Raw genomic sequence first — 18,521 nt, 5'->3', positions numbered from 1 at the left:
GTGGGCGCACGGTTCGCTGCTGCCGTGACCGATCTGCGTATCGAACCCGTCGACGGCGACACCGCTCTCGAACACTGGCGGCACGTCCACAACGTGATCGTCCCGCCGGCCGCGCTCTCCCTCGACGAGGTGCGCGAGCGCGCGGGCCGCTACCGCCTGGAGAACGCGTACGCCGGTGACGTCCTCGTCGGCTGCTCCACCGTGCGCCCGCCGCGGGGCGCGGACGCGGTGGCGACCGTCATCGCGCGCGTGCTGCCCGAGCACCGGCGGCGCGGGTACGGCGGGGCGCTCTACGGCCACGCCCTCGCCCACGCGCGCGTGCTGGGCGCCCGCACGGTCGAGACGTGCGTACTGGCGGTGAACGGGGACGGACTGCGGTTCGCGGCGGCGCACGGGTTCGTCGAGATCGAGCGGTACGTCCTGGACGGGGAGCACGACGAGTGGGTCGACCTGCGGCTGACGCCCGGCCTCCAGGACTCGGCCTAGCGGCGGCCCAATGGCGGCCCGGTGGCTGTTCAACGGTTCCTCACCGGTACAACGATTCCTCTGCAATCTTGCGGGAACCATATGTGGGCTGCGTCACGTTCGAGTTGAATGAGGGCAAGCGAGCGAACCTGCAGGGGGTCCAGGTGAGTGCTTCCCGGCGTAGCGGGACCACCGACGAGCTGGGGCCGGACGAGCCCGAGCGGCCGGACGGTCCCGGCGGCCCCGACGGCGCGGACCTGCTCGCCGCGCTGCTCGACGGCATGGACGCGGCCCTGTGCGCCTTCGACGCGGACGGCGTCGTCACCCACTGGAACCGCGAGGCCGAGCGCATCCTCGGCTGGAGCGCGGCGGAGGCGGTGGGCCGGCACGGCTTCGCCGGGTGGGCCGTGCGCGAGGCCGACGCCGAGGAGGTCGAGAGCCGGCTGTTGTCGGCGATGCACGCGTCCGGCCGCCAGGTGCACGAGTTCGCGCTGCTCACGAAGGACGGCGGGCGGGTCCTCGTGCGCACCCAGTCCGCCGCCGTGCGCGGGCCCGACGGCAAGCCCGCCGGGCTGTACTGCGCGTTCAGCGAGGTCCATGCGCAGATCGACCTGGAGCGTTCCATCGCGCTCAGCGAGGCCCTCTTCGACGACGCCTCCTGGGGGGTCGTCCTGGTCGACGCCGATCTGCGCCCCGCCGTCGTCAACGCGCACGCCGCCCGCGCGCTCGGCACCGGCCGTACGGCGGTTCTGGGCCGCCCGCTGGGCGAGCTGCTGACCCGGGGAGTGGAGGAGCTGGAGAACGCGCTGACGCACGTCCTCGCCGAGGGCGCCCCGCCCGCGCCCGCCGAGATGTGGGTCGGGGTGCGCACCCCGGAGGGCGAGAAGCGGCGCTGCTGGCGCAGTGGCTTCGTGCGGCTCGCGTCACCGCTCGCCGAGGAGCCCGTGCCGCTCGGCGTGGGCTGGCTCTTCCAGGACGTCACCGAGGCCAAGCAGGGCGAGCAGGAGGCGGCCCTGCTGCGCTTCCGGACCAACCAGCTGCACCGGGCGGCCCGCGCGGCCGCCGAGTGCGAGGACCCGACCGAGGCGGCCACGGTCCACCTCGACTTCGCGCTCGCCGGGTTCGCCGACCACGCCGTGATCGACCGGGTCCTGACCGACCGGACGACGGGCACCACCGCGGACCGCCCAGGTACTCCGGGCGCCCGGTCCGACGCGGACACGCCCCCCGGCCCCCCGCGCCTGGTCCGGATCGCGGCGACCCCGTCGGGCGGGCCGGGCCCCAGCGCGCTCACCGGCCACGCCGGGCTGCCCGTCCGCTACGCCGAGACGCATCCGGTGCTCCAGTGCGTGGCCCGGTCCGGTTCCGTGCGGGCCGGTGCCGGATCCGTACCGGCCGAGGAGGCGCGGGAGTGGGCGCGGGCCCGCCAGTGGCCCGAGGACACGGTGCACGCCCTGTGCGCGGTGCTGCGCAGCCGGGGCCGCACCCTCGGCGTCGTGACGTTCCTGCGCGGCGCCGGCCGCACCGCCTTCCAGCGCTCCGACGCGACCTACGCCGAGGACGTCGCCGTCCGCATAGCGGCGGCCCTGGACCTGGCCGACCTGACCGACCTGGCGGGGCGGCCCGACGGCGGCTGAGACGGCACGCGCGTGTGCGGCGCCCGGGATCAGCGCCGGTAGAAGATCCGGTCCCCGTACTTCTCCATGATCTGCCCGTTCCAGTCGTGGCCGCCGTCGACGTTCCCGGAGCGCAGCAGCGGGGGTTCGACGCCGCGCTCGGCGAGGGCACCGGCCGCGGTGGCCATGACGGCCTGGAGCAGGGCCGAGGTGACGACGGTGGAGGCGGGCGCGAACGGCGCCGGGACGGTGTCGAGGGTGAGTTCCGCGTCCCCGACCGCGATCTTCGAGTCCAGTACGACGTCGCAGTGGTCCTTCAGGAAGGTCCCCGAGACATGCCGGGACGTGGTCTGCGCGGCGTACGCCACCGACGTCACGCCGATGACCTTCACGCCCAGGGCGCGGGCGTGCTGGGCCATCTCCACGGGCAGGGCGTTGCGGCCGGACAGCGAGATGATCACGAGGGCGTCGCCCGCGCGGACCGGGGAGGTGTCCAGGACGGCGCTCGCGAGGCCGTCGACGCGCTCCAGGGCGGAGCCGAGGGTGGCGGGCATGACGTCGACGCCGACCACGCCCGGCACGGCCAGCAGGTTCATCAGTGCCAGGCCGCCCGCGCGGTAGACGACGTCCTGGGCGGCGAGGGAGGAGTGCCCGGCGCCGAAGGCGAAGAGCCGGCCGCCGTCGGCCACGGTGTCGGCGAGGAGCGCACCAGCCGCTTCGACGGCCTCGGCCTCCTCGTCGCGGACCCGCTGGAGCAGCGTGATCGCGGCGTCGAAGAACTGGGCGCCGAGCTGGCGGTCGCTCATCCGAAGGGCCCCTTTGCCGTGTCGAGGATCGGTGTCGAGGATCAGTGCCGGGTGTCCGTGTCGCGGATCACCGTGCGGTCTGGACCAGTGCGCTGTCAATACGGCGGGGCGGGGGAGCCGGGGCGAGCGGGACACCCGGTGCGGGTGGGCGCCGTCGGCCGTCCGCCGGGGCGGTGCGCGGCGACTCGGGCATCCCGGCGTAACCACTTGGTTTCACCGGCGCGGCACGGTTGTCAGTGGTATCCGGCAGAATTGAGGCCAGGGCCAGCGCACGCGCCGGAGAGTCCTCGAGCCTTCGGCAGATCTCATCAAGGGGCACGAATGTCCGGACTGATCGACACCACGGAGATGTATCTCCGCACCATCCTCGAGCTGGAGGAGGAAGGTGTGGTCCCCATGCGCGCCCGGATCGCCGAGCGGCTCGACCAGAGCGGGCCGACGGTCAGCCAGACGGTGGCGCGCATGGAGCGTGACGGCCTGGTCTCCGTGGCCAGCGACCGGCACCTGGAGCTGACCGACGAGGGCCGTCGCCTCGCCACGCGCGTGATGCGCAAGCACCGTCTCGCCGAGTGTCTCCTGGTCGACGTGATCGGCCTTGAGTGGGAGCAGGTGCACGCCGAGGCCTGTCGCTGGGAGCACGTGATGAGCGAGGCGGTGGAGCGCCGCGTCCTCGAGCTGCTGCGCCACCCCACCGAGTCGCCGTACGGCAACCCCATCCCGGGCCTGGAGGAGCTGGGCGAGAAGGACGGCGCCGACCCGTTCCTGGACGAGGGCATGGTCTCGCTGGCCGACCTCGACCCGGGCCTGGAGGGCAAGACGGTCGTCGTACGCCGGATCGGCGAGCCGATCCAGACCGACGCGCAGCTGATGTACACGCTGCGCCGGGCCGGTGTGCAGCCGGGTTCGGTGGTGAGCGTGACGGAGTCGGCCGGCGGGGTGCTGGTGGGCAGCGGCGGCGAGGCGGCCGAGCTGGAGGCCGACGTCGCGTCGCACGTGTTCGTCGCGAAGCGCTGATCGCTGATTGCCGATCACTGATGCCGATTGCTGATCGCTGAGGGCCGAGGGCTGTTCAGGTTCTGTCAACTCCCGGGATTCTTGGGGTCGTTGTGGCGTTCCGTCGATCTCGTCGAATCGAGGGTTCCCTGTGTCGAATCGCAGCGCGGCGGCGGTTCGCGTGCCAGGCTGGCGTGAGGCATATGACCTGAGGGGGCGGGGATGACGTGCCGCAGACGAGTGGAGGGCCCCGGTGCCGTGTGGCACCGGGGCCTGTCCTCCCCTGTTACGACCCGGAGCCCCGAGCTCTCAGGGTCGTTCCCCTCGGACCGTCTTCCCCGAGCGGTCCGCCTCCCGCTGAAGATCTCCCCCCGCCAGCGGCGATCATGCCCAGAGCGTGGTCACTCGAACGAGGGGTGTTGCTCTCGGATCCGACATTTTTCGAATAGGCATTCGATACTCTGCGCGTGACGGCGTGACGGAGCGCACCGGGCGTGCGCTGATCAAGGCAGCGGCAGCACAGCGGTACGACGGCTAGGGGGGTGCCAGGACCTATGGCGCGACGCATCGACGTGACCGGGGCGGGCGGCGTACGCCTGGCGGCCTGGGAGTTCGGGGACCCGCCCAAGGACGGGGCGGACCCCGTGATCCCCGCCCAGTCCACCGGACAGCACACCGGTGAACGCACCGCAGAACGCACCGGAGAAAGCAATGGGGCAGCCACCCCGCGCGCCACGACCGCGACCGGGGCCGAGACCGAGAACCGGCCGGGCGTCCTGTTACTGCACGGTCTGATGGGCCGGGCCTCGCACTGGGCGTCCACCGCCCGCTGGCTCTCCGAGCGCCACCGCGCCGTCGCCCTCGACCAGCGCGGACACGGTCAGAGCGAGAAGCCACCGGAAGCCGCCTTCACCCGGGAGGCGTACGTCGAGGACCTGGAGGCGGCCATCGAACAGCTCGGCCTCGCCCCCGCCGTCCTCATCGGCCACGCCATGGGCGCGCTGACCGCCTGGCAGCTCGCCGCGAAACGCCCCGACCTGGTGCGCGGGATGGTCATCTGCGACATGCGGGCCTCCGCGCTCGGGGCGGCCTCGCAGCGCGAGTGGGCCGACTGGTTCAAGTCCTGGCCCGTCCCCTTCGCCACCCTCGCCGAGGTCCGCAAGTGGTTCGGCGAGGACGACCCCTGGGTGGAGCGCCCGAACGCCTCCCGCGGCGAGTTCTACGCCGAGGTCATGCACGAGTCCCCGGACGGCTGGCGCCCCGTCTTCGAACCCGAGCAGATGCTCAAGTCCCGCGAGACCTGGGTGTACGACGCTCACTGGGAGGAACTGACCCAGGTCCGGTGCCCCGCCCTGGTCGTCCGCGGTCTCGACGGCGAACTGGGCCGCGCGGAGGCCCAGGAGATGGTCCGCGTCCTGCCCCGCGGGGAGTACGCGGAGGTCGCCGACGCCGGCCACCTCGTCCACTACGACCAGCCGGAGGGCTGGCGCACGGCGCTCGAACCCTTCCTGGACACGGTGTTCAGCACACCGTAGCCACCCGTGGAGTTCGCGCCCCCGACTCACCCCGGTTCACCCCACGACTCGGCCCCGGCTCACCCCTTGCTCACCGCCGCCAGGATCTCCGGCAGCCGCGCCGCCGTGCGCGGAGCCGCCAGCCGCAGCCCCAGCACGGTGATCGCCGCCCCGTACACCGCGCCCCCCGGCAACAGCAGCCAGGTCCACGCGTCGCCGCCCTCGCTCACGTTCAGCCAGATCGTCACCGCGATCACGGGCGCGCACAGCAGGGCCGCCGAGACCATCCCGCCGAAGATCGAGATCCAGGCGAGGCCGGTCTGGCCCGGGGCGACGTTCTTGTAGCCCTCCTGCGGTATCGAGTAGGGGAAGCGGGCCGACGCCCACGCGCCGGTCGTCAGCATCGCGCCGAGCAGCGCGAGCGACAGCCCCAGCGCCTCGGGCAGCTTCGCCCAGTCGCCCAGCAGTGCGGTCGTCAGGAACGTCACCAGCGTGGCGTACGGCAGGGTGATCACCAGCAGCGCCAGCGCCCGCGCGCGTAGTTCGACGTACGCGTCCCGGGTGGAGGAGATCGTCATGGCGACCATCCAGAACGCGGAGGTGTCCTGTCCGAACTGGTTGTACATCTGGATGCCGAGCATCCCGGCGGCGAAACAGGCGAAGTAGATCGAGCCGGTGCCCTGGAGCGCGTTGAAGACGGGCACGATCACCCCGATCGCCAGGGAGGTGACCCAGGCCGCCTTCGTCTTCGGGTCGCGCCACACATAGCGCAGGCTGCGCTCCATCACGGTGCCGGTCCGCCCGCCCGGCAGCAGCCGCGTCAGCCCTGACGTACCGCGCCTCTTCCGTGCGGCCGGCTCGGCGGCCTGGAGGGTGGAGCCGTCCGGCGAGACCATCAGCCGGGTCAGACTCCGCGCCCACGCCCGCACCAGCAGCGCCAACACGCCCGCGCTGAGCAGCAGTTGGGCGACGGCGATCCCGTACGACCCCTCGCTCGCGGAGTCCACCGCGCCGATCGCGGAAGCCGGCGGCAGCCACCGCAGGATGTCCGCCACCGGGTCGAGCTGCCCGAGGCCGCTGGATCCGAGCCGCTGCGCCCCGAAGTTGACGACCTGCGCGCCGACCGCGATGACCAGCCCGCTCAGCACCGCGAGATCGCGCCCCTTGCGGCTGGTCAGCAGCCGGATGTTGGCGGCGGCGACGGCCCGCGCGAGGGCCACGCACACCAGCAGCGCGAGCCCGCCCCCGACCACACCGACCGCGAACGCGGCGCCGCCGTGCGCCACCGCGATCACCGACCCCACCAGCATGAGCACCGTGAACAGCGGCCCGATGCCCACCAGCGAGGCCGCCAGCAGCGCCCACACCAGCGGCCGGGGCCGCAGCGGCAGCATCACCAGCCGGGTCGGGTCCAGGGTCTCGTCGCCGCTGGGGAAGAACAGCGGCATCACCGCCCACCCCAGCCCCAGCACCGCCACCAGCAGCACCACGAGCGACTCGGCGTGCGCATGCCCGCGCAGCGCGATCAGCCCGATCAGCTGCAACGCGGCGAACAGCAGCGCGCACACGGCCGAGGCCACGTACGCGGCCCGCCGCCCCCCGGACTGCCGGAGCCCGTTGCGCAGCAGCGACAGCTTCAGCCGTACGACGGTGGAGACCAGTGGGTTCATCGGGCGGCCCCGCCGCCCAGCCAGTCGAGATCGGACCCGGCATCGCGCCCCTGCGCCCCGACCAGCTCCAGGAACGCCTGTTGGAGCGAGGGCGCGGACCCGCGCACGTCCTCCAGCGGTCCATGGGCCCGGATGCGTCCGGCGGCCATCACGGCCACCCAGTCGCACAGCGACTCGACCAGCTCCATGACGTGGGAGGAGAAGACGACGGTGGCGCCGGAGGCCGTGTACCGCTCCAGCACGCCCCGGATGGTCTGCGCGGAGACGGGGTCGACGCCTTCGAACGGCTCGTCGAGGAAGAGCACTTCGGGGTTGTGGAGGAGTGCGGCCGCGAGCCCGATCTTCTTGCGCATACCGGTCGAGTAGTCGACGACGAGCTTGTGCTGGGCGCCCGCCAGGTCGAGGACGTCGAGCAGCTGCGTGGCCCGCTTGTCGACCTCGGCGCCGGGCAGCCCGCGCAACCGTCCGTTGTAGCCCAGGAGTTCACGCCCCGACAGCCGTTCGAACAGCCGCAGTCCCTCCGGCAGCACCCCGATCCGTGCCTTGACCTCCACCGGATCCCGCCACACGTCGTGCCCGACGACCTCGACGGTCCCCTCGTCGGGCCGCAGCAACCCGGTCACCATCGACAGCGTGGTGGTCTTCCCGGCACCGTTCGGCCCGACCAGTCCGATGAACTTCCCGGCGGGAAGATCGAGATCGATCCCGGCGACGGCGACCTGCTGCCCGAACCGCTTCCAGAGATTGCGCACGCGTACGGACGTCATGCCGGAACTCTACGGTGAGGGGGAACGCCCTGGAGGTGCGCGGAGCTTCTACCGGTCTACTGATCTACCGGTCTACCGGTCTGCTGATCCATCGGTCTGCTGATCTACCGATCCCGTCCGCAGGCGTACGCGAGCGGCGAGATCAACTCCTCAGCGTCCGGCAGCCATCGGTTCGCGGCGGTCGGCCGGCAGGCCCACTGGACGGCACCCCGTGACCCGAACCGGGTCGGCGGCGCGGCCACGTACGTCCCCTCGCCCAACGTGACGAGATCGAGGGCCGAGAGCGACCAGCCGAGCTTGCGCACCAGCTCCGGCACCTTCGCCGCCGCCCCCGGCAGCACGAAGAACTGCATCCGCCGGTCCGGCGTCAACGTCACCGGCCCGAGGGTCAGTTCCATCCGCTCCATCCGCGCGAGCGCGAGGAATCCCGCCGTCTCCGGGACGGAGATCGCGTCGAAGGTGCGCCCGGTCGGCAGCAGGATGGAGGCGGTCGGCTGCTTCTGCCACATCCGGCGGGCGACGGTCGCGCTGCCCGTCGCCTGTGTCGCCCAGTCAGGGCGTGCGGGGTGCGCGCCCGGCGCACCGCACGCGGTGTCCTCGCAGGAGCATCGCTGCACCCCGTCGACGGCTTCCAGCCAGGTGCCGGGAAACACGTCCCAATGTCGTTCCTCGGCGTAGCGGACGGCGGTCTCGAGCAGCGATTCCCCGCGCTGCTTCGGGATTTGAGTGGCGTCGGCGCCGACGATGGTCTCTTCCACGGTGAACACAACTCTAGCGGTCACCAGGGGTTACGCATGGCCGTTTGCGCGGGGGAGGAGCATCGATTCCGCGTCCGGGGCGCATGGGTGCACGAGCGGGGGCGCGCGGGAGGAACGGGCGCGGGAGCGGGTAGTCACGAGGGGGGCGGGCTTCCGTCGGTAACCCGGAGATACTCGGCAATCCTCTCATGCCTCGCATTTTCGCTATGTCCATGGGGCATTGATCTTCTCGGCCGGAACTTTTCGGTACGGAACTCCACAGGGGGTAGTGCCAATGGCCGCAAGGCCTCTCGTCGCGCGGCAGCCGAACGAACGGTTGCAGGCGCTCATCCAGGAGGCGGGGTGCTCGAACGCCGGGCTCGCCCGCCGGGTCAACATGTGCGGCGCCGAGCACGGACTCGACCTGCGCTACGACAAGACGTCCGTGGCCCGCTGGCTGCGCGGACAGCAGCCGCGCGGACGCGCGCCGGCCATCATCGCCGAGGCCCTGGGCCGCAAACTCGGCCGCACGGTCACGATCGACGAGATCGGCATGGCCAACGGCAAGAACCTCGCCTCCGGCGTCGGTCTCCAGTTCTCGCCGACCGTACTGGGGGCCATCGAGCAGGTCTGCGAGCTGTGGCGCAGCGACGTGGGCCGCCGTGACTTCCTCACCGGCTCCTCCGTCGCCGCGTCGGCGCTGGTCGAGCCCAGCCGCGACTGGCTGATCTCGTCGCCCGACGCCCAGGTGGCGCGGTCGGCGGGACCGCGGGTGGGCCTGTCCGACGTGGCCGCCGTGAGGGCGATGACCCAGGCCCTGGTCGACCTCGACCACCAGTACGGCAGCGGGCACGTCCGCCCGGTCGTCGTGCACTACCTCAACAGCGTCGTCTCGGGGCTGCTGGCCGGCTCCTACCGGGAGTCGGTGGGCCGTGAACTCTTCGCCGCCGTCGCCCGGTTGACCGAGCTGGCCGGGTACATGGCCGTCGACACCGGCCAGCCGGGCCTGGCCCAGCGCTACTACATCCAGGCGCTGCGCCTGGCCCAGGCGGCGGGCGACCGCGGTTACGGCGGATACGTCCTCGCCGCCTCCATGAGCCACCTCGCCGCGCAGCTCGGAAACCCGCGGGAGATCTCGCAGTTGGCGCGCGCCGCCCAGGAGGGCGCACGCGGGCGGGTCACCCCGCGCGCGGAGGCGATGTTCCTCGCGGCCGAGGCCCGCGGCCACGCGCTGATGGGCGACGTACGGGCCACGCAACTGGCGTCCGGGCGGGCGATGTCCGCGCTGGAGGCGGCCGATCCGTCGGCCGGCGACGACCCGGCGTGGATCGCGCACTTCGACGAGGCCTATCTGGCCGACGAGTTGGCGCACTGCCACCGCGACCTGGGCCAGGCCGAGGCCGCCGCCCGGTGCGCCGAGCAGTCCCTGGCCGGGCATCCGGAGAGCCGTGCGCGGCGGCGCGCGATCGGCTATGTGCTGCTCGCCACCGCGCAGGTGCAGCAGCGGGAGGTCGAACAGGCCTGCCATTCGGGTCTCAAGGCGGTCGAGCTCCTCGAGGGACTCCGCTCCAACCGGGGCGCGGAGTACCTGGAGGACCTCCAGCAACGGCTGGAGCCGTACCGGGAGGAGCCGGTGGTAAGGGAGTTCGGGGCGCGGCTGGACCTCCAGGCCGCGGCGTGAACGGGCGGGGCGCCGCCGCGTGAACGTACGGGAAACGCGCTGGTCCCGTACGGGAGGCGACGGACGCAGTGGGCGGCGCTCCGGTTGTGTTACCGATGTCACTGGGAGGGAGATCACGTCCTGAGCTGCGTGGCACGGGGTTCCGGGGACCCGGTAGCGTGAGCCGACGATTCCGAAGGTCCCCCATTCGTAGGAGTCCCGGTGACGCAGAGTGGACAGGGCGAGGAGCCCTCGGCGCGACCCGCGCGCGAAGGCATCGTGCTGCCCTCCGACGGAGGTGAACCCCTGCTTCCGGGGATGACGTCCAGCGGATCGCAGCCGGCCGACCCCTCCGGGGCGTACGGGCCGGGGCAGTACGGGCAGCAGGAGTACGACCGGCAGCCGCCGGCCGGCGGACAGACCTGGGGCCAGCCCTGGGGGCCCGAGCAGCAGCCGCCCGCCCAGCAGCCGGGCCGGTCCTGGCCGCTTCCGGCGGACCAGCAGCAGTGGGGCACCCCGCAGCCGGACGCCTGGGGCTCGGGCCCGCTCCCGCCGGAGGGCGCGCCGGCCCCGGCGCAGACCTACGGTCAGGGCGCACCGGCCCCTTCCTACGGCCAGGGCGCGCAGCAGCCCTCGTACGGCCAGGGCGCGCAGCCGTCGTCGTACGGCCAGGGCGCGCAGGCGCCGTCGTACGGGCAGGGCGGGCCGGCGTCCTCGTACGGGCAGGGGGCGGGGAGTGTGCCGCTGCCGCCCGCGGACGAGGGCGCCACGCAGTACATACCGCCGGTCGCGGCGGGGCCGGTCGACGACGGCCGTACCCAGTACCTGCCGCCCGTCCCCGCCGCCGTGCCCGGTGGCGACGAGGGCGCGACGCAGTACATCCCGCCGGTCGGGCCGGGCGCGCTGCCCCCCGAGAACGCGGCCGAGTCGACGCACTACCTGGGCGCACCGCGCCGCGACGCGGGCCCGATGCCGGGGGCGTCCCCCTCCGACGCGGAGGCCACGCAGTACATCCCGCCCGTCCCCGCGCAGCCGTACCCGGCGCCCGGCGGGGGTCCTCAGCCGCCCGCCGGGTTCGAGAACCTCTTCCGCGACGGGCCGGGCGGCGAGAGTCCGGCCGGCTCCACCCAGCAGTTGCCGCGCATCCCGGGGCAGGGCCAGGGCCACGGCGCCGGTCGCGCCGCGCGCGCCCCGCAGCCCTCCTTCATCCCGCCCGTCTCACGTGACGACGACGATCACGGCGGCGGGGGCGGCCGTACCGGCTCGCGGGTCCCGCTGTTCGCGGCGATCGGTGTGGCCCTCGTGGTCGTCGGGGTGGGCGCGGGCGCGCTGCTCGGCGGCGGGGGCGGGGACGGCGACGACAACGAGACCGTCGCCGCGTCGGCGCCCGCGACCGAGGGGTCCGCGTCGGCGGGCGTCGACCCGGCGAAGGAGCAGGCGGTCGCGCTGGACAAGCTGCTCGCGGACAGCGGCAGCAGCCGGGCCACGGTGATCGCCGCCGTGGCGGACGTGAAGGCGTGCACCAACCTCGAACAGGCCGCCACCGACCTGCGGGACGCGGGCACCCAGCGCACCGACCTGGTGACGAAGCTGGCCGGGCTGTCCCTCGACAAGCTGCCCGACAACGCCGCCCTGACCACCGCGCTCACCAAGGCGTGGCAGGCGTCCGCGGCCGCCGACAACCACTACGCGGCCTGGGCCGACCAGGTCGGCAGCCAGAAGAAGGGCTGTCGGAAGGGCACGGCCCGCGCCACGTCCGAGACCCAGCAGGGCAATCGGGCCAGCGGCACCGCCAGCACGCAGAAGGCCGAGGCGGCCAGGCTGTGGAACGCGATCGCCAAGACGTACGGCCTGACCCAGCGCCAGCCGACCCAGCTGTGACGGCCGGCCGGCGCCGGTGATCCGCCGGCGCCGGTGACCTGCCCGGGCGCGGCGCCGGTGATCGGGCCGGTGTCAGCCGAGATCCGCCGACTCCAGGGTCTTCGTCACGTCCACGAAGCCCTGCTTGGCCGCGACGAGGCGGCCCTGCCGTACGGTCTGGAGGGTCACCTCGGCGTTGACCAGGCGGGGGAAGCCGATGGCGCTGAGGCGGCCGGCGAACTGCCAGCGAAGGGCCGGCGTGAGGCCGCCCGTGTCGATCTTCATGCCGTCGTCGAGGGCGCCCCGCACGGTGGAGGCGGTGACGTCGCCGTCGCCGAGGGACTCCACCACCTCCCGCAGGACGGTGTAGGCGACCCAGGTGGTCTGGACGCCTGTGTCGCCCGGGTCGATCCGGGTGTCCGAGAAGGCCGCCTCGCTGATGACCTTCTTCATGCCGGCCCAGCGCTTGTCGCTCGCCGGCGGGTACCAGCCGGTGATGTAGGCCCCCTCGTACGGCCCGGAGCCGCCGCCGGTGGCGTCGATGACGGTCTGGTCGACACTGCCCAGGACGCTGCCGGTGCGCACGTCGGGGTAGTCGGCGCGGGTGCGGCGGAAGGAGTCCATGAACGTGCTGGTGCGGTCGCCGAGGGCGGGCACCACGCAGCCCTTGTCGGCGGAGGTGCCGGTTCCAGTTCCAGTTCCGGTGCCGGTGCCGGTGCCGGTTCCGGTGGAGGTGCCCGTGGCGGAGCCGGTCGCGGTGTTCAGGGCCTGCTCGGCCTGCGCGGAGTACTCGGTGGCGTCCTCCGCCGCCCGCTGGTCCCGGGCGCTGTCGTGGCCGCCCGCCTTCAGCCCCGCGTTGAGCATGGTCGGCAGGGCGTCGCCCGCGATGGTGTCCGGGCGGACCAGGGCGACGGGACCGCACTCGGCGGCGAGTTCCTTGCCGAGGCCGGCCAGCAGGGCGGGCTGCCCGCCGCTGACCGGGTAGGACAGGGGGCTGGTGAACTCGGCGTTGGTGACGCCGTAGCCGCCTATGTAGGGGATGCCGGCACCCTCCAGATGCGGGAAGAACGCGTCGGAGTGCTGGCTGTAGGAGCCGACGACCGCGACGGCCTTCTCCTTCACCGCGCGCCGGGCGCAGGCCGCGGCGTCCACCGTGTCGTTGTGGTCGTTGCAGGTCAGGACGGTTAGCTTATGGCCGTTCAGGCCGCCCTGGGAGTTGATCCAGCGGGCGTAGGCGCGGGCGAAGGCGGGCATGCCGGGCATGTTGGTGGCGGCCGTGCCCTCCGGCGCCCAGGTCATCACGACGATGGAATCGTCCCCGGAACCCCCCGTGGTGCCGGGGACGGCCCCGCATCCGGCGGTGAGCGACGCACAGGCCACCAGCGCACCCGCCGCCAGGGCGGACGCTCTGCCGGACCCGGTGAAGCGGAGGGACCTGGGGAGGAAGGTACTTCCACGGAATATGCGTCGCCTGCCGGTCATGGACACGCACGATTCCGCCACATCGCTAACCCGGGAGTGACCCTTGGTCAACGTAAGGTGACGTAAAGGTGAATTACCGGGGCGGGTGAGGTGCCTGTGACGGAGAAACGTACGATCGACGACCGTGCAAGGTTCGGAGAACTCTTCCCGTCGCGGCCGTCGCTCCTCCACCATGGGCGGCATGCCACTCAACGACATGCCGTGGTGGCGCTGGCGCAGCAATGTGCGCTCCGCGCTGCACATGCTCTCCGACCCGGTGTTCCAGCAGAACGTCTGGCTGGCCGGTGTCGACGGATACGGGGACGTCACCGACGCCGTGTACCGCCTGGTCGAGGACACCTGGCTGGACAACTGGTCCGCCGAGAAGTACGTCGGCACGATCTTCCGTGACTCGCAGGAGGCGGCCCTCGTGGACACCGCCGTGCTGCGGGTGCTGCGGATCATGCACCAGGTCGGGCCGGACGCGCACGTCTCCGTCTACGTCCAGCACGAGGGCTGGCCGGAGGCCGTGCGGGCGGCGCGGGACGCGCATGTGCGGATGGCGGTGGCCGACGGCGAGGACCCGGACGCGCCGCCGCGCACCCTGGAAGTCCTGCGGATCATGACCAGGTCCGCGTAGCGGACGGAGATCTCGCACGTTCGCGCGGACGTGAGACGCTGTGCTGCATGAACGAGCAGTCCACCCGAGCCGCGGCGGTCCCCGCCGACCAGTACGTCCTCACGCTCTCCAGCCCGGACAAGCAGGGCATCGTGCACGCCGTGTCGAGCTATCTCTTCATGACCGGCTGCAACATCGAGGACAGTCAGCAGTTCGGCGACCACGACACGGGTCTGTTCTTCATGCGCGTCCACTTCTCGGCGGACGCGCCGGTGACCGTGGACAAGCTGCGGGCGAGCTTCGCGGCGATCGGTGACTCCTTCCAGATGGACTGGCAGATCCACCGGGCCGACGACAAGATGCGCATCGTCCTGATGGTCAGCAAGTTCGGCCACTGCCTGAACGACCTGCTGTTCCGCGCGAGCATCGGCGCGCTGCCGGTGGAGATCGCGGCGGTGGTGTCCAACCACACCGACTTCGCCGAGCTGGCCGGCTCGTACGACATCCCCTTCCACCACATTCCGGTGACGAAGGAGACGAAGGCGGAGGCCGAGGCGAAGCTGCTCGAGCTCGTGCGGGAGCAGGACGTCGAGCTGGTCGTCCTCGCCCGGTACATGCAGGTGCTCTCGGACGACCTGTGCAAGCAGCTCAGCGGGCGGATCATCAACATCCACCACTCGTTCCTGCCGAGCTTCAAGGGCGCGAAGCCGTACCACCAGGCGCATGCGCGGGGCGTGAAGCTGATCGGCGCGACGGCGCACTATGTCACCGCCGACCTCGACGAGGGGCCGATCATCGAGCAGGAGGTCGAGCGGGTCGGGCACGGCGTCACGCCGGACCAGCTCGTCGCGATCGGGCGGGACGTGGAGTGCCAGGCGCTGGCGCGGGCCGTGAAGTGGCATGCGGAGCGGCGGATCCTGCTCAACGGACGCAGGACGGTCGTCTTCGGCTAGGGCCGGTCCGGCGGACAGTCCCTAGGAAGACTTGTCCGGGCGATCAAGTTCGCAGCCAGATGACCAGGGCTGCTGCTGTCGCGGTGCCGAGGAAGACGTACCCGCGCTTGTCGTAGCGAGTGGCGACCGCACGGGACCGCTTCAAGCGGTTGATTGCCCGTTCGACGGTGTTGCGCTTCTTGTAGCGGTCCTCGTCGAAGCCCGGTGGCCGTCCGCCGCGTGATCCTTTGCGCAGGCGGGCGGCCTGGCTGTCCGTCTTCTCCGGGATGGTGTGCCGGATGCCCCGCTGTCGCAGGTACTCGCGGCAGGGCCCGTTGCTGTATGCCTTGTCGGCCGCCAGGCTGTCAGGCTTCTTACGCGGCCTGCCCGGCCCTGTCCTGGGGACGCGGATCTTCTCCAGGACCGTCTTGAACTGGGTGCAGTCCGCCCGCTGTCCCGGCGTGACGACCAGGGACAGGGGCCGGCAGCGGCCGTCGGCACTTAGGTGGAGCTTGCTGGTGAACCCGCCTCGGGAGCGGCCCAGGCCCTCACCGGACAACTCCTGGGGCGGGCGTCCGATCAGGTGGCGGGGCTGGCGAAGCCGGTGTGCCTGAGTCGTTCCGGCCGGATCCGGCCTACGTTCGTAGGGATCAAAGGAGGCTGCGATGCCCGATCACCCGAACATCGGGGTGTTTCAGCGGGCCATGGAGGCGTTTTCGGCTGGCGACATGGAGGCGCTGGCGGAGGTGTTCCACCCGGATGTGGTGTGGCATCTCGGCGGCCACGGCCCGCTGGCTGGCGACTACCAGGGCCGCGAAGCCGCATTCGCCATGTTCCGACGGGAATTCGAGCTGACAGGGGGCACCTATCGCCCCCGTCTCCACGATGTGCTTGCCAACGACAAGCACACGGTCGCCCTGCTCCACGTCACGGCCTCACGCGAGGGCAAAGAGCTCGACATGAACGAGACGATCATCTTCCACATCCAGGATGGTCGGATTACCGAAGCCTGGGGGCTGTGGTCCGACCAGAAGGCGTACGACGCGTTCTGGTCGTGAAACGACAAAGCCGCTTGCCGCGCGCGGGACCGCCCCCGGCACGGTGGCGGTCCCGCGTTCGTGGAAGTCCGGTACCCGCGCCAGGGTCGTGGACCCGGCCAAGATCCACCGGACAGGGCCTAGGGGGTCCCTAGGGGATGTCGTCACATCCGGCTCAAGGACGCCGCCGCGAACAGGACGTCCCTGATCGCCTCGCGGTCGCCCAACTGTCCCGCTGCCGCCTCCTCCGGAGACACATGTCCCGCGGCCAGTCGGCAGAACTCCACGTCGTCCAGGGCGACATGGGCCACCTCGTGGTCGGCGGAGCCCACCGCGCCCGGTGAGTCCAGGGGGATGAGCCACTGGCCGCCGCCCTCGCCCTCGATCTCCAGGCGGAGGCTGCGGCCCGGCTGTCCGGCGGTCACCAGATGGCGGTCGGCGGCCGGCGTGGCCAGCCCCGCACGGCGGCGGACCGCCAGCGCCTCCGGCAGCAGACGCGCCGCGAGGTCGATCATCTCGTGCAGATGGCTTGGCGCGGGCGGCGCGTAGGGGTAGTCGACCGCCTCCGCGATGTCCTCGGCGTGCACCCAGCACTCGAAGGCGCGGTCCAGCATCGCGTCCCGCAGCGGCAGTTCGAACGGGCCGTACGACACCGGCAGGGTGCCGGGGCCGCCGCCGGTGAAGGAGACCGTCCGCACCAGGGCGTGGGTCTGGTCCCGCCAGGGGCCGCGCACGGAGCGGGTGTGCGGGAAGTGCGCGGCGTCCCAGAACGCCTCCGTGCGCTCGGAGGGGGTGCGGGTGTCGTCCCGCTTGTCCGGGTCGCCGGGGCCCAACGGGTCGTCCAGGCCGAGCGCGGCGGCGACCAGGCCGTCCACCGCGAGGAGGTGGGCGATGACTCCGGCGACGGTGGTCCTGCGGGTCTGCGAGCGCTCGCCCCGGTACCAGCGCAGCCGCACGGGCGCGTGCCACTCGGCGTCGCCGAAGTCCTGGAGCAGGGCGTCCAACCGCGCGGTCTCGGCGTCGTACGACGCGGCCCAGGCCGGCACCGGGATGCGGGGCGGGCGCCGGTCCAGGCAGCTCTCCAGGACGCGGGTGCGCAGGCCGGGGTCGAGGTCGAGGCTCTCCGGGCGCTGGAGCAGGCCGACCGCCTCACGCAGTCGGCGGGCCTCGTCGGCGCAGGTGCCGCAGTCGCCGAGGTGCTCCTCGACGGCCGCCGTCTCCTCGGCCGAGCAGGCCGCCAGCGCCCACGCGCCCAGCAGGGCCTTCAGCACCGGGTGCGCCAGGCGCAGGGGTTCCGGGCCGGTGAGGTCCTCCAGTGCGGGCAGCGGCAGCCCGGTGTCCTCGACGGAGGCGCGGGGGAGGGGGATGCGGGGCGGGGTCCTGGGCGCGGGCGTGCCCGCGCCGCGCGGGTCCTGGGCGCCCCTGTCGTCCCTGTCGCCCTGGTCGTCCCTGTCGTCCCCGCCGTGTGCGTCGCGGGTCTCGTGGGGCTTCCTGTCGCTGTCCTCCTCGCCGTCGCCGTCGTACGCCGCGAAGCCGTCCGTGTCGCTCACGCCGCACCTCCGTAGCCGGGCGGGGCGCCCGGGGGTGCGGTGTCGTGGGCCGTGGAGAGCAGTTGGAGGCCGAGGCGGAGCCGGCGGCGGGCCTCGTCCTCGGTGACGCCGAGGTCGGCGGCGGTCTGGCGGTAGTCGCGGCGCTGGAAGTAGGCCAGCTCCAGGGCGGCGCGCAGCGGGGCGGGCATGGCCTGGACGATGTAGTCGGCGCGGGCGGCGACCGAGGCGTGGCGCACCTTCAGTTCCAGTTCCTCGGTGGAGCCGGGCCCGCCCTCGGCCAGCGCGGCGGTCTCGGTGGCCCGCAGCCGCTGTACGGCGAGACGGTGGGTCAGCGCGGCGACCCAGGTGCGCAGGGGGCCCTGCCTGGGGTCGTAGGTGTCGGGGTGTTCCCAGACGTGGGCGAAGACCTCGCGGGTGATGCCGTCGGCCGCCCGTTCGTCTTTGAGCACGCGGTGGGCGAGTCCGTGCACGAGTGAAGCGAACCGGTCGTAGAGCTCACCCAGGGCGGCCGCCTCACCGCGTGCGAGCCGCTGCTGCATCTTGCGGTCCCAGCGGGGCGGTGCGTCCTTCTTCGCCATGCGGCCCCCTCACCCGTGCCCGTGCGTGTGCCCGTGCCTCTGTCCAGCGTGCGTCCACCGTCACCTCGAATGTAGTCGGCACGTCCGACGACGCACGCCCCTTTGTGGCAATGTGCGCCCCCTGCCGGGCGGGGGGTGGTATTGCGTCCGTCCCGGACTGCTCATGTGGTGTCCCGGCGCGCGCCTACCCTTCCCCCTCGCGATCAACCCTGATCGACTTCGACTGAGAAGGATCGAACAGGACTGGATGTGATTG

The 18,521-nt window shown here is 72.5% G+C and carries 16 protein-coding genes and 1 pseudogene; 9 read left to right on the top strand and 8 right to left on the bottom strand.

Annotated elements, in window-relative coordinates; translation table 11 throughout:
- Nucleotides 1-24: 24 nt before the first annotated feature.
- Nucleotides 25-486, top strand: a complete 462-nt coding sequence (locus ACZ6D7_RS14000) for a GNAT family N-acetyltransferase (protein WP_469489118.1) — start codon at nucleotides 25-27, stop codon at nucleotides 484-486.
- A 143-nt stretch (nucleotides 487-629) separates the two neighbouring features.
- Complete coding sequence (locus tag ACZ6D7_RS13995; RefSeq protein WP_469489115.1) at nucleotides 630-2,102, top strand: PAS domain-containing protein; 1,473 nt, start codon at nucleotides 630-632, stop codon at nucleotides 2,100-2,102.
- Nucleotides 2,103-2,131: 29 nt separating this feature from the next.
- Here ACZ6D7_RS13995 and ACZ6D7_RS13990 read toward each other — a convergent pair whose 3' ends face one another.
- On the bottom strand, nucleotides 2,132-2,887 hold the full coding sequence (locus ACZ6D7_RS13990; RefSeq protein WP_469489112.1) for an SIS domain-containing protein: 756 nt from the start codon (nucleotides 2,885-2,887) through the stop codon (nucleotides 2,132-2,134).
- Between the two features lie 321 nt (nucleotides 2,888-3,208).
- Between ACZ6D7_RS13990 and ACZ6D7_RS13985 the strand changes: the two genes are divergently transcribed.
- Together ACZ6D7_RS13985 and ACZ6D7_RS13980 are read left to right on the top strand one after the other, a co-directional pair.
- Complete coding sequence (locus ACZ6D7_RS13985; protein WP_067020955.1) at nucleotides 3,209-3,901, top strand: metal-dependent transcriptional regulator; 693 nt, start codon at nucleotides 3,209-3,211, stop codon at nucleotides 3,899-3,901.
- Nucleotides 3,902-4,434: 533 nt separating this feature from the next.
- Nucleotides 4,435-5,415, top strand: a complete 981-nt coding sequence (locus tag ACZ6D7_RS13980) for an alpha/beta fold hydrolase (protein ID WP_469489109.1) — start codon at nucleotides 4,435-4,437, stop codon at nucleotides 5,413-5,415.
- 59 nt (nucleotides 5,416-5,474) lie between these two features.
- Here ACZ6D7_RS13980 and ACZ6D7_RS13975 read toward each other — a convergent pair whose 3' ends face one another.
- The 3 genes from ACZ6D7_RS13975 to ACZ6D7_RS13965 form a co-directional block, all read right to left on the bottom strand.
- The gene (locus ACZ6D7_RS13975) at nucleotides 5,475-7,064 is read right to left on the bottom strand and encodes a transporter (protein ID WP_469489106.1); all 1,590 of its coding nucleotides are present in this window, start codon (nucleotides 7,062-7,064) and stop codon (nucleotides 5,475-5,477) included.
- Nucleotides 7,061-7,831 carry an ABC transporter ATP-binding protein gene (locus ACZ6D7_RS13970; protein ID WP_469489103.1) on the bottom strand — a complete coding sequence of 257 codons (771 nt, stop codon included), beginning with the start codon at nucleotides 7,829-7,831 and terminating at the stop codon, nucleotides 7,061-7,063. Before ACZ6D7_RS13970 ends, ACZ6D7_RS13975 begins: the two co-directional genes overlap by 4 nt.
- A 104-nt stretch (nucleotides 7,832-7,935) precedes the next feature.
- The gene (locus ACZ6D7_RS13965; protein WP_469489100.1) at nucleotides 7,936-8,598 is read right to left on the bottom strand and encodes a bifunctional DNA primase/polymerase; all 663 of its coding nucleotides are present in this window, start codon (nucleotides 8,596-8,598) and stop codon (nucleotides 7,936-7,938) included.
- Between the two features lie 265 nt (nucleotides 8,599-8,863).
- Between ACZ6D7_RS13965 and ACZ6D7_RS13960 the strand changes: the two genes are divergently transcribed.
- Nucleotides 8,864-10,249, top strand: coding sequence for a transcriptional regulator (locus ACZ6D7_RS13960; protein ID WP_469489097.1), 1,386 nt, complete (start codon nucleotides 8,864-8,866; stop codon nucleotides 10,247-10,249).
- A gap of 201 nt (nucleotides 10,250-10,450) precedes the next feature.
- On the top strand, nucleotides 10,451-12,109 hold the full coding sequence (locus ACZ6D7_RS13955; RefSeq protein WP_469489095.1) for a hypothetical protein: 1,659 nt from the start codon (nucleotides 10,451-10,453) through the stop codon (nucleotides 12,107-12,109).
- Nucleotides 12,110-12,181: 72 nt separating this feature from the next.
- Here the strand turns inward: ACZ6D7_RS13955 and ACZ6D7_RS13950 are convergent, their stop codons facing one another.
- The gene (locus tag ACZ6D7_RS13950; RefSeq protein ID WP_469489091.1) at nucleotides 12,182-13,570 is read right to left on the bottom strand and encodes an ABC transporter substrate-binding protein; all 1,389 of its coding nucleotides are present in this window, start codon (nucleotides 13,568-13,570) and stop codon (nucleotides 12,182-12,184) included.
- Nucleotides 13,571-13,742: 172 nt separating this feature from the next.
- Here ACZ6D7_RS13950 and ACZ6D7_RS13945 point away from each other — a divergent pair, with 172 nt between their 5' ends.
- Together ACZ6D7_RS13945 and purU are read left to right on the top strand one after the other, a co-directional pair.
- On the top strand, nucleotides 13,743-14,189 hold the full coding sequence (locus ACZ6D7_RS13945; RefSeq protein WP_469489088.1) for an SCO4402 family protein: 447 nt from the start codon (nucleotides 13,743-13,745) through the stop codon (nucleotides 14,187-14,189).
- A 47-nt stretch (nucleotides 14,190-14,236) separates the two neighbouring features.
- On the top strand, nucleotides 14,237-15,121 hold the full coding sequence (purU, locus tag ACZ6D7_RS13940; RefSeq protein WP_469489085.1) for a formyltetrahydrofolate deformylase: 885 nt from the start codon (nucleotides 14,237-14,239) through the stop codon (nucleotides 15,119-15,121).
- A 43-nt stretch (nucleotides 15,122-15,164) separates the two neighbouring features.
- On the opposite strand, the pseudogene ACZ6D7_RS13935 reads toward purU, so the two are convergent.
- A pseudogene (locus tag ACZ6D7_RS13935) lies at nucleotides 15,165-15,671 on the bottom strand (IS5 family transposase); the annotation flags it as partial.
- A 94-nt stretch (nucleotides 15,672-15,765) separates the two neighbouring features.
- Here ACZ6D7_RS13935 and ACZ6D7_RS13930 point away from each other — a divergent pair.
- The gene (locus ACZ6D7_RS13930) at nucleotides 15,766-16,158 is read left to right on the top strand and encodes a nuclear transport factor 2 family protein (RefSeq protein ID WP_392360750.1); all 393 of its coding nucleotides are present in this window, start codon (nucleotides 15,766-15,768) and stop codon (nucleotides 16,156-16,158) included.
- A gap of 143 nt (nucleotides 16,159-16,301) precedes the next feature.
- On the opposite strand, the gene ACZ6D7_RS13925 is transcribed toward ACZ6D7_RS13930, so the two are convergent.
- The gene (locus ACZ6D7_RS13925) at nucleotides 16,302-17,687 is read right to left on the bottom strand and encodes an MDMPI N domain containing protein (protein ID WP_469489079.1); all 1,386 of its coding nucleotides are present in this window, start codon (nucleotides 17,685-17,687) and stop codon (nucleotides 16,302-16,304) included.
- Nucleotides 17,684-18,265, bottom strand: coding sequence for a sigma-70 family RNA polymerase sigma factor (locus ACZ6D7_RS13920; protein WP_469489075.1), 582 nt, complete (start codon nucleotides 18,263-18,265; stop codon nucleotides 17,684-17,686). Before ACZ6D7_RS13920 ends, ACZ6D7_RS13925 begins: the two co-directional genes overlap by 4 nt.
- Nucleotides 18,266-18,521: the final 256 nt, after the last annotated feature.

Source organism: Streptomyces sp. NPDC041784 (assembly GCF_055591025.1).
This window is presented reverse-complemented; position numbering and strand designations above follow the sequence as displayed.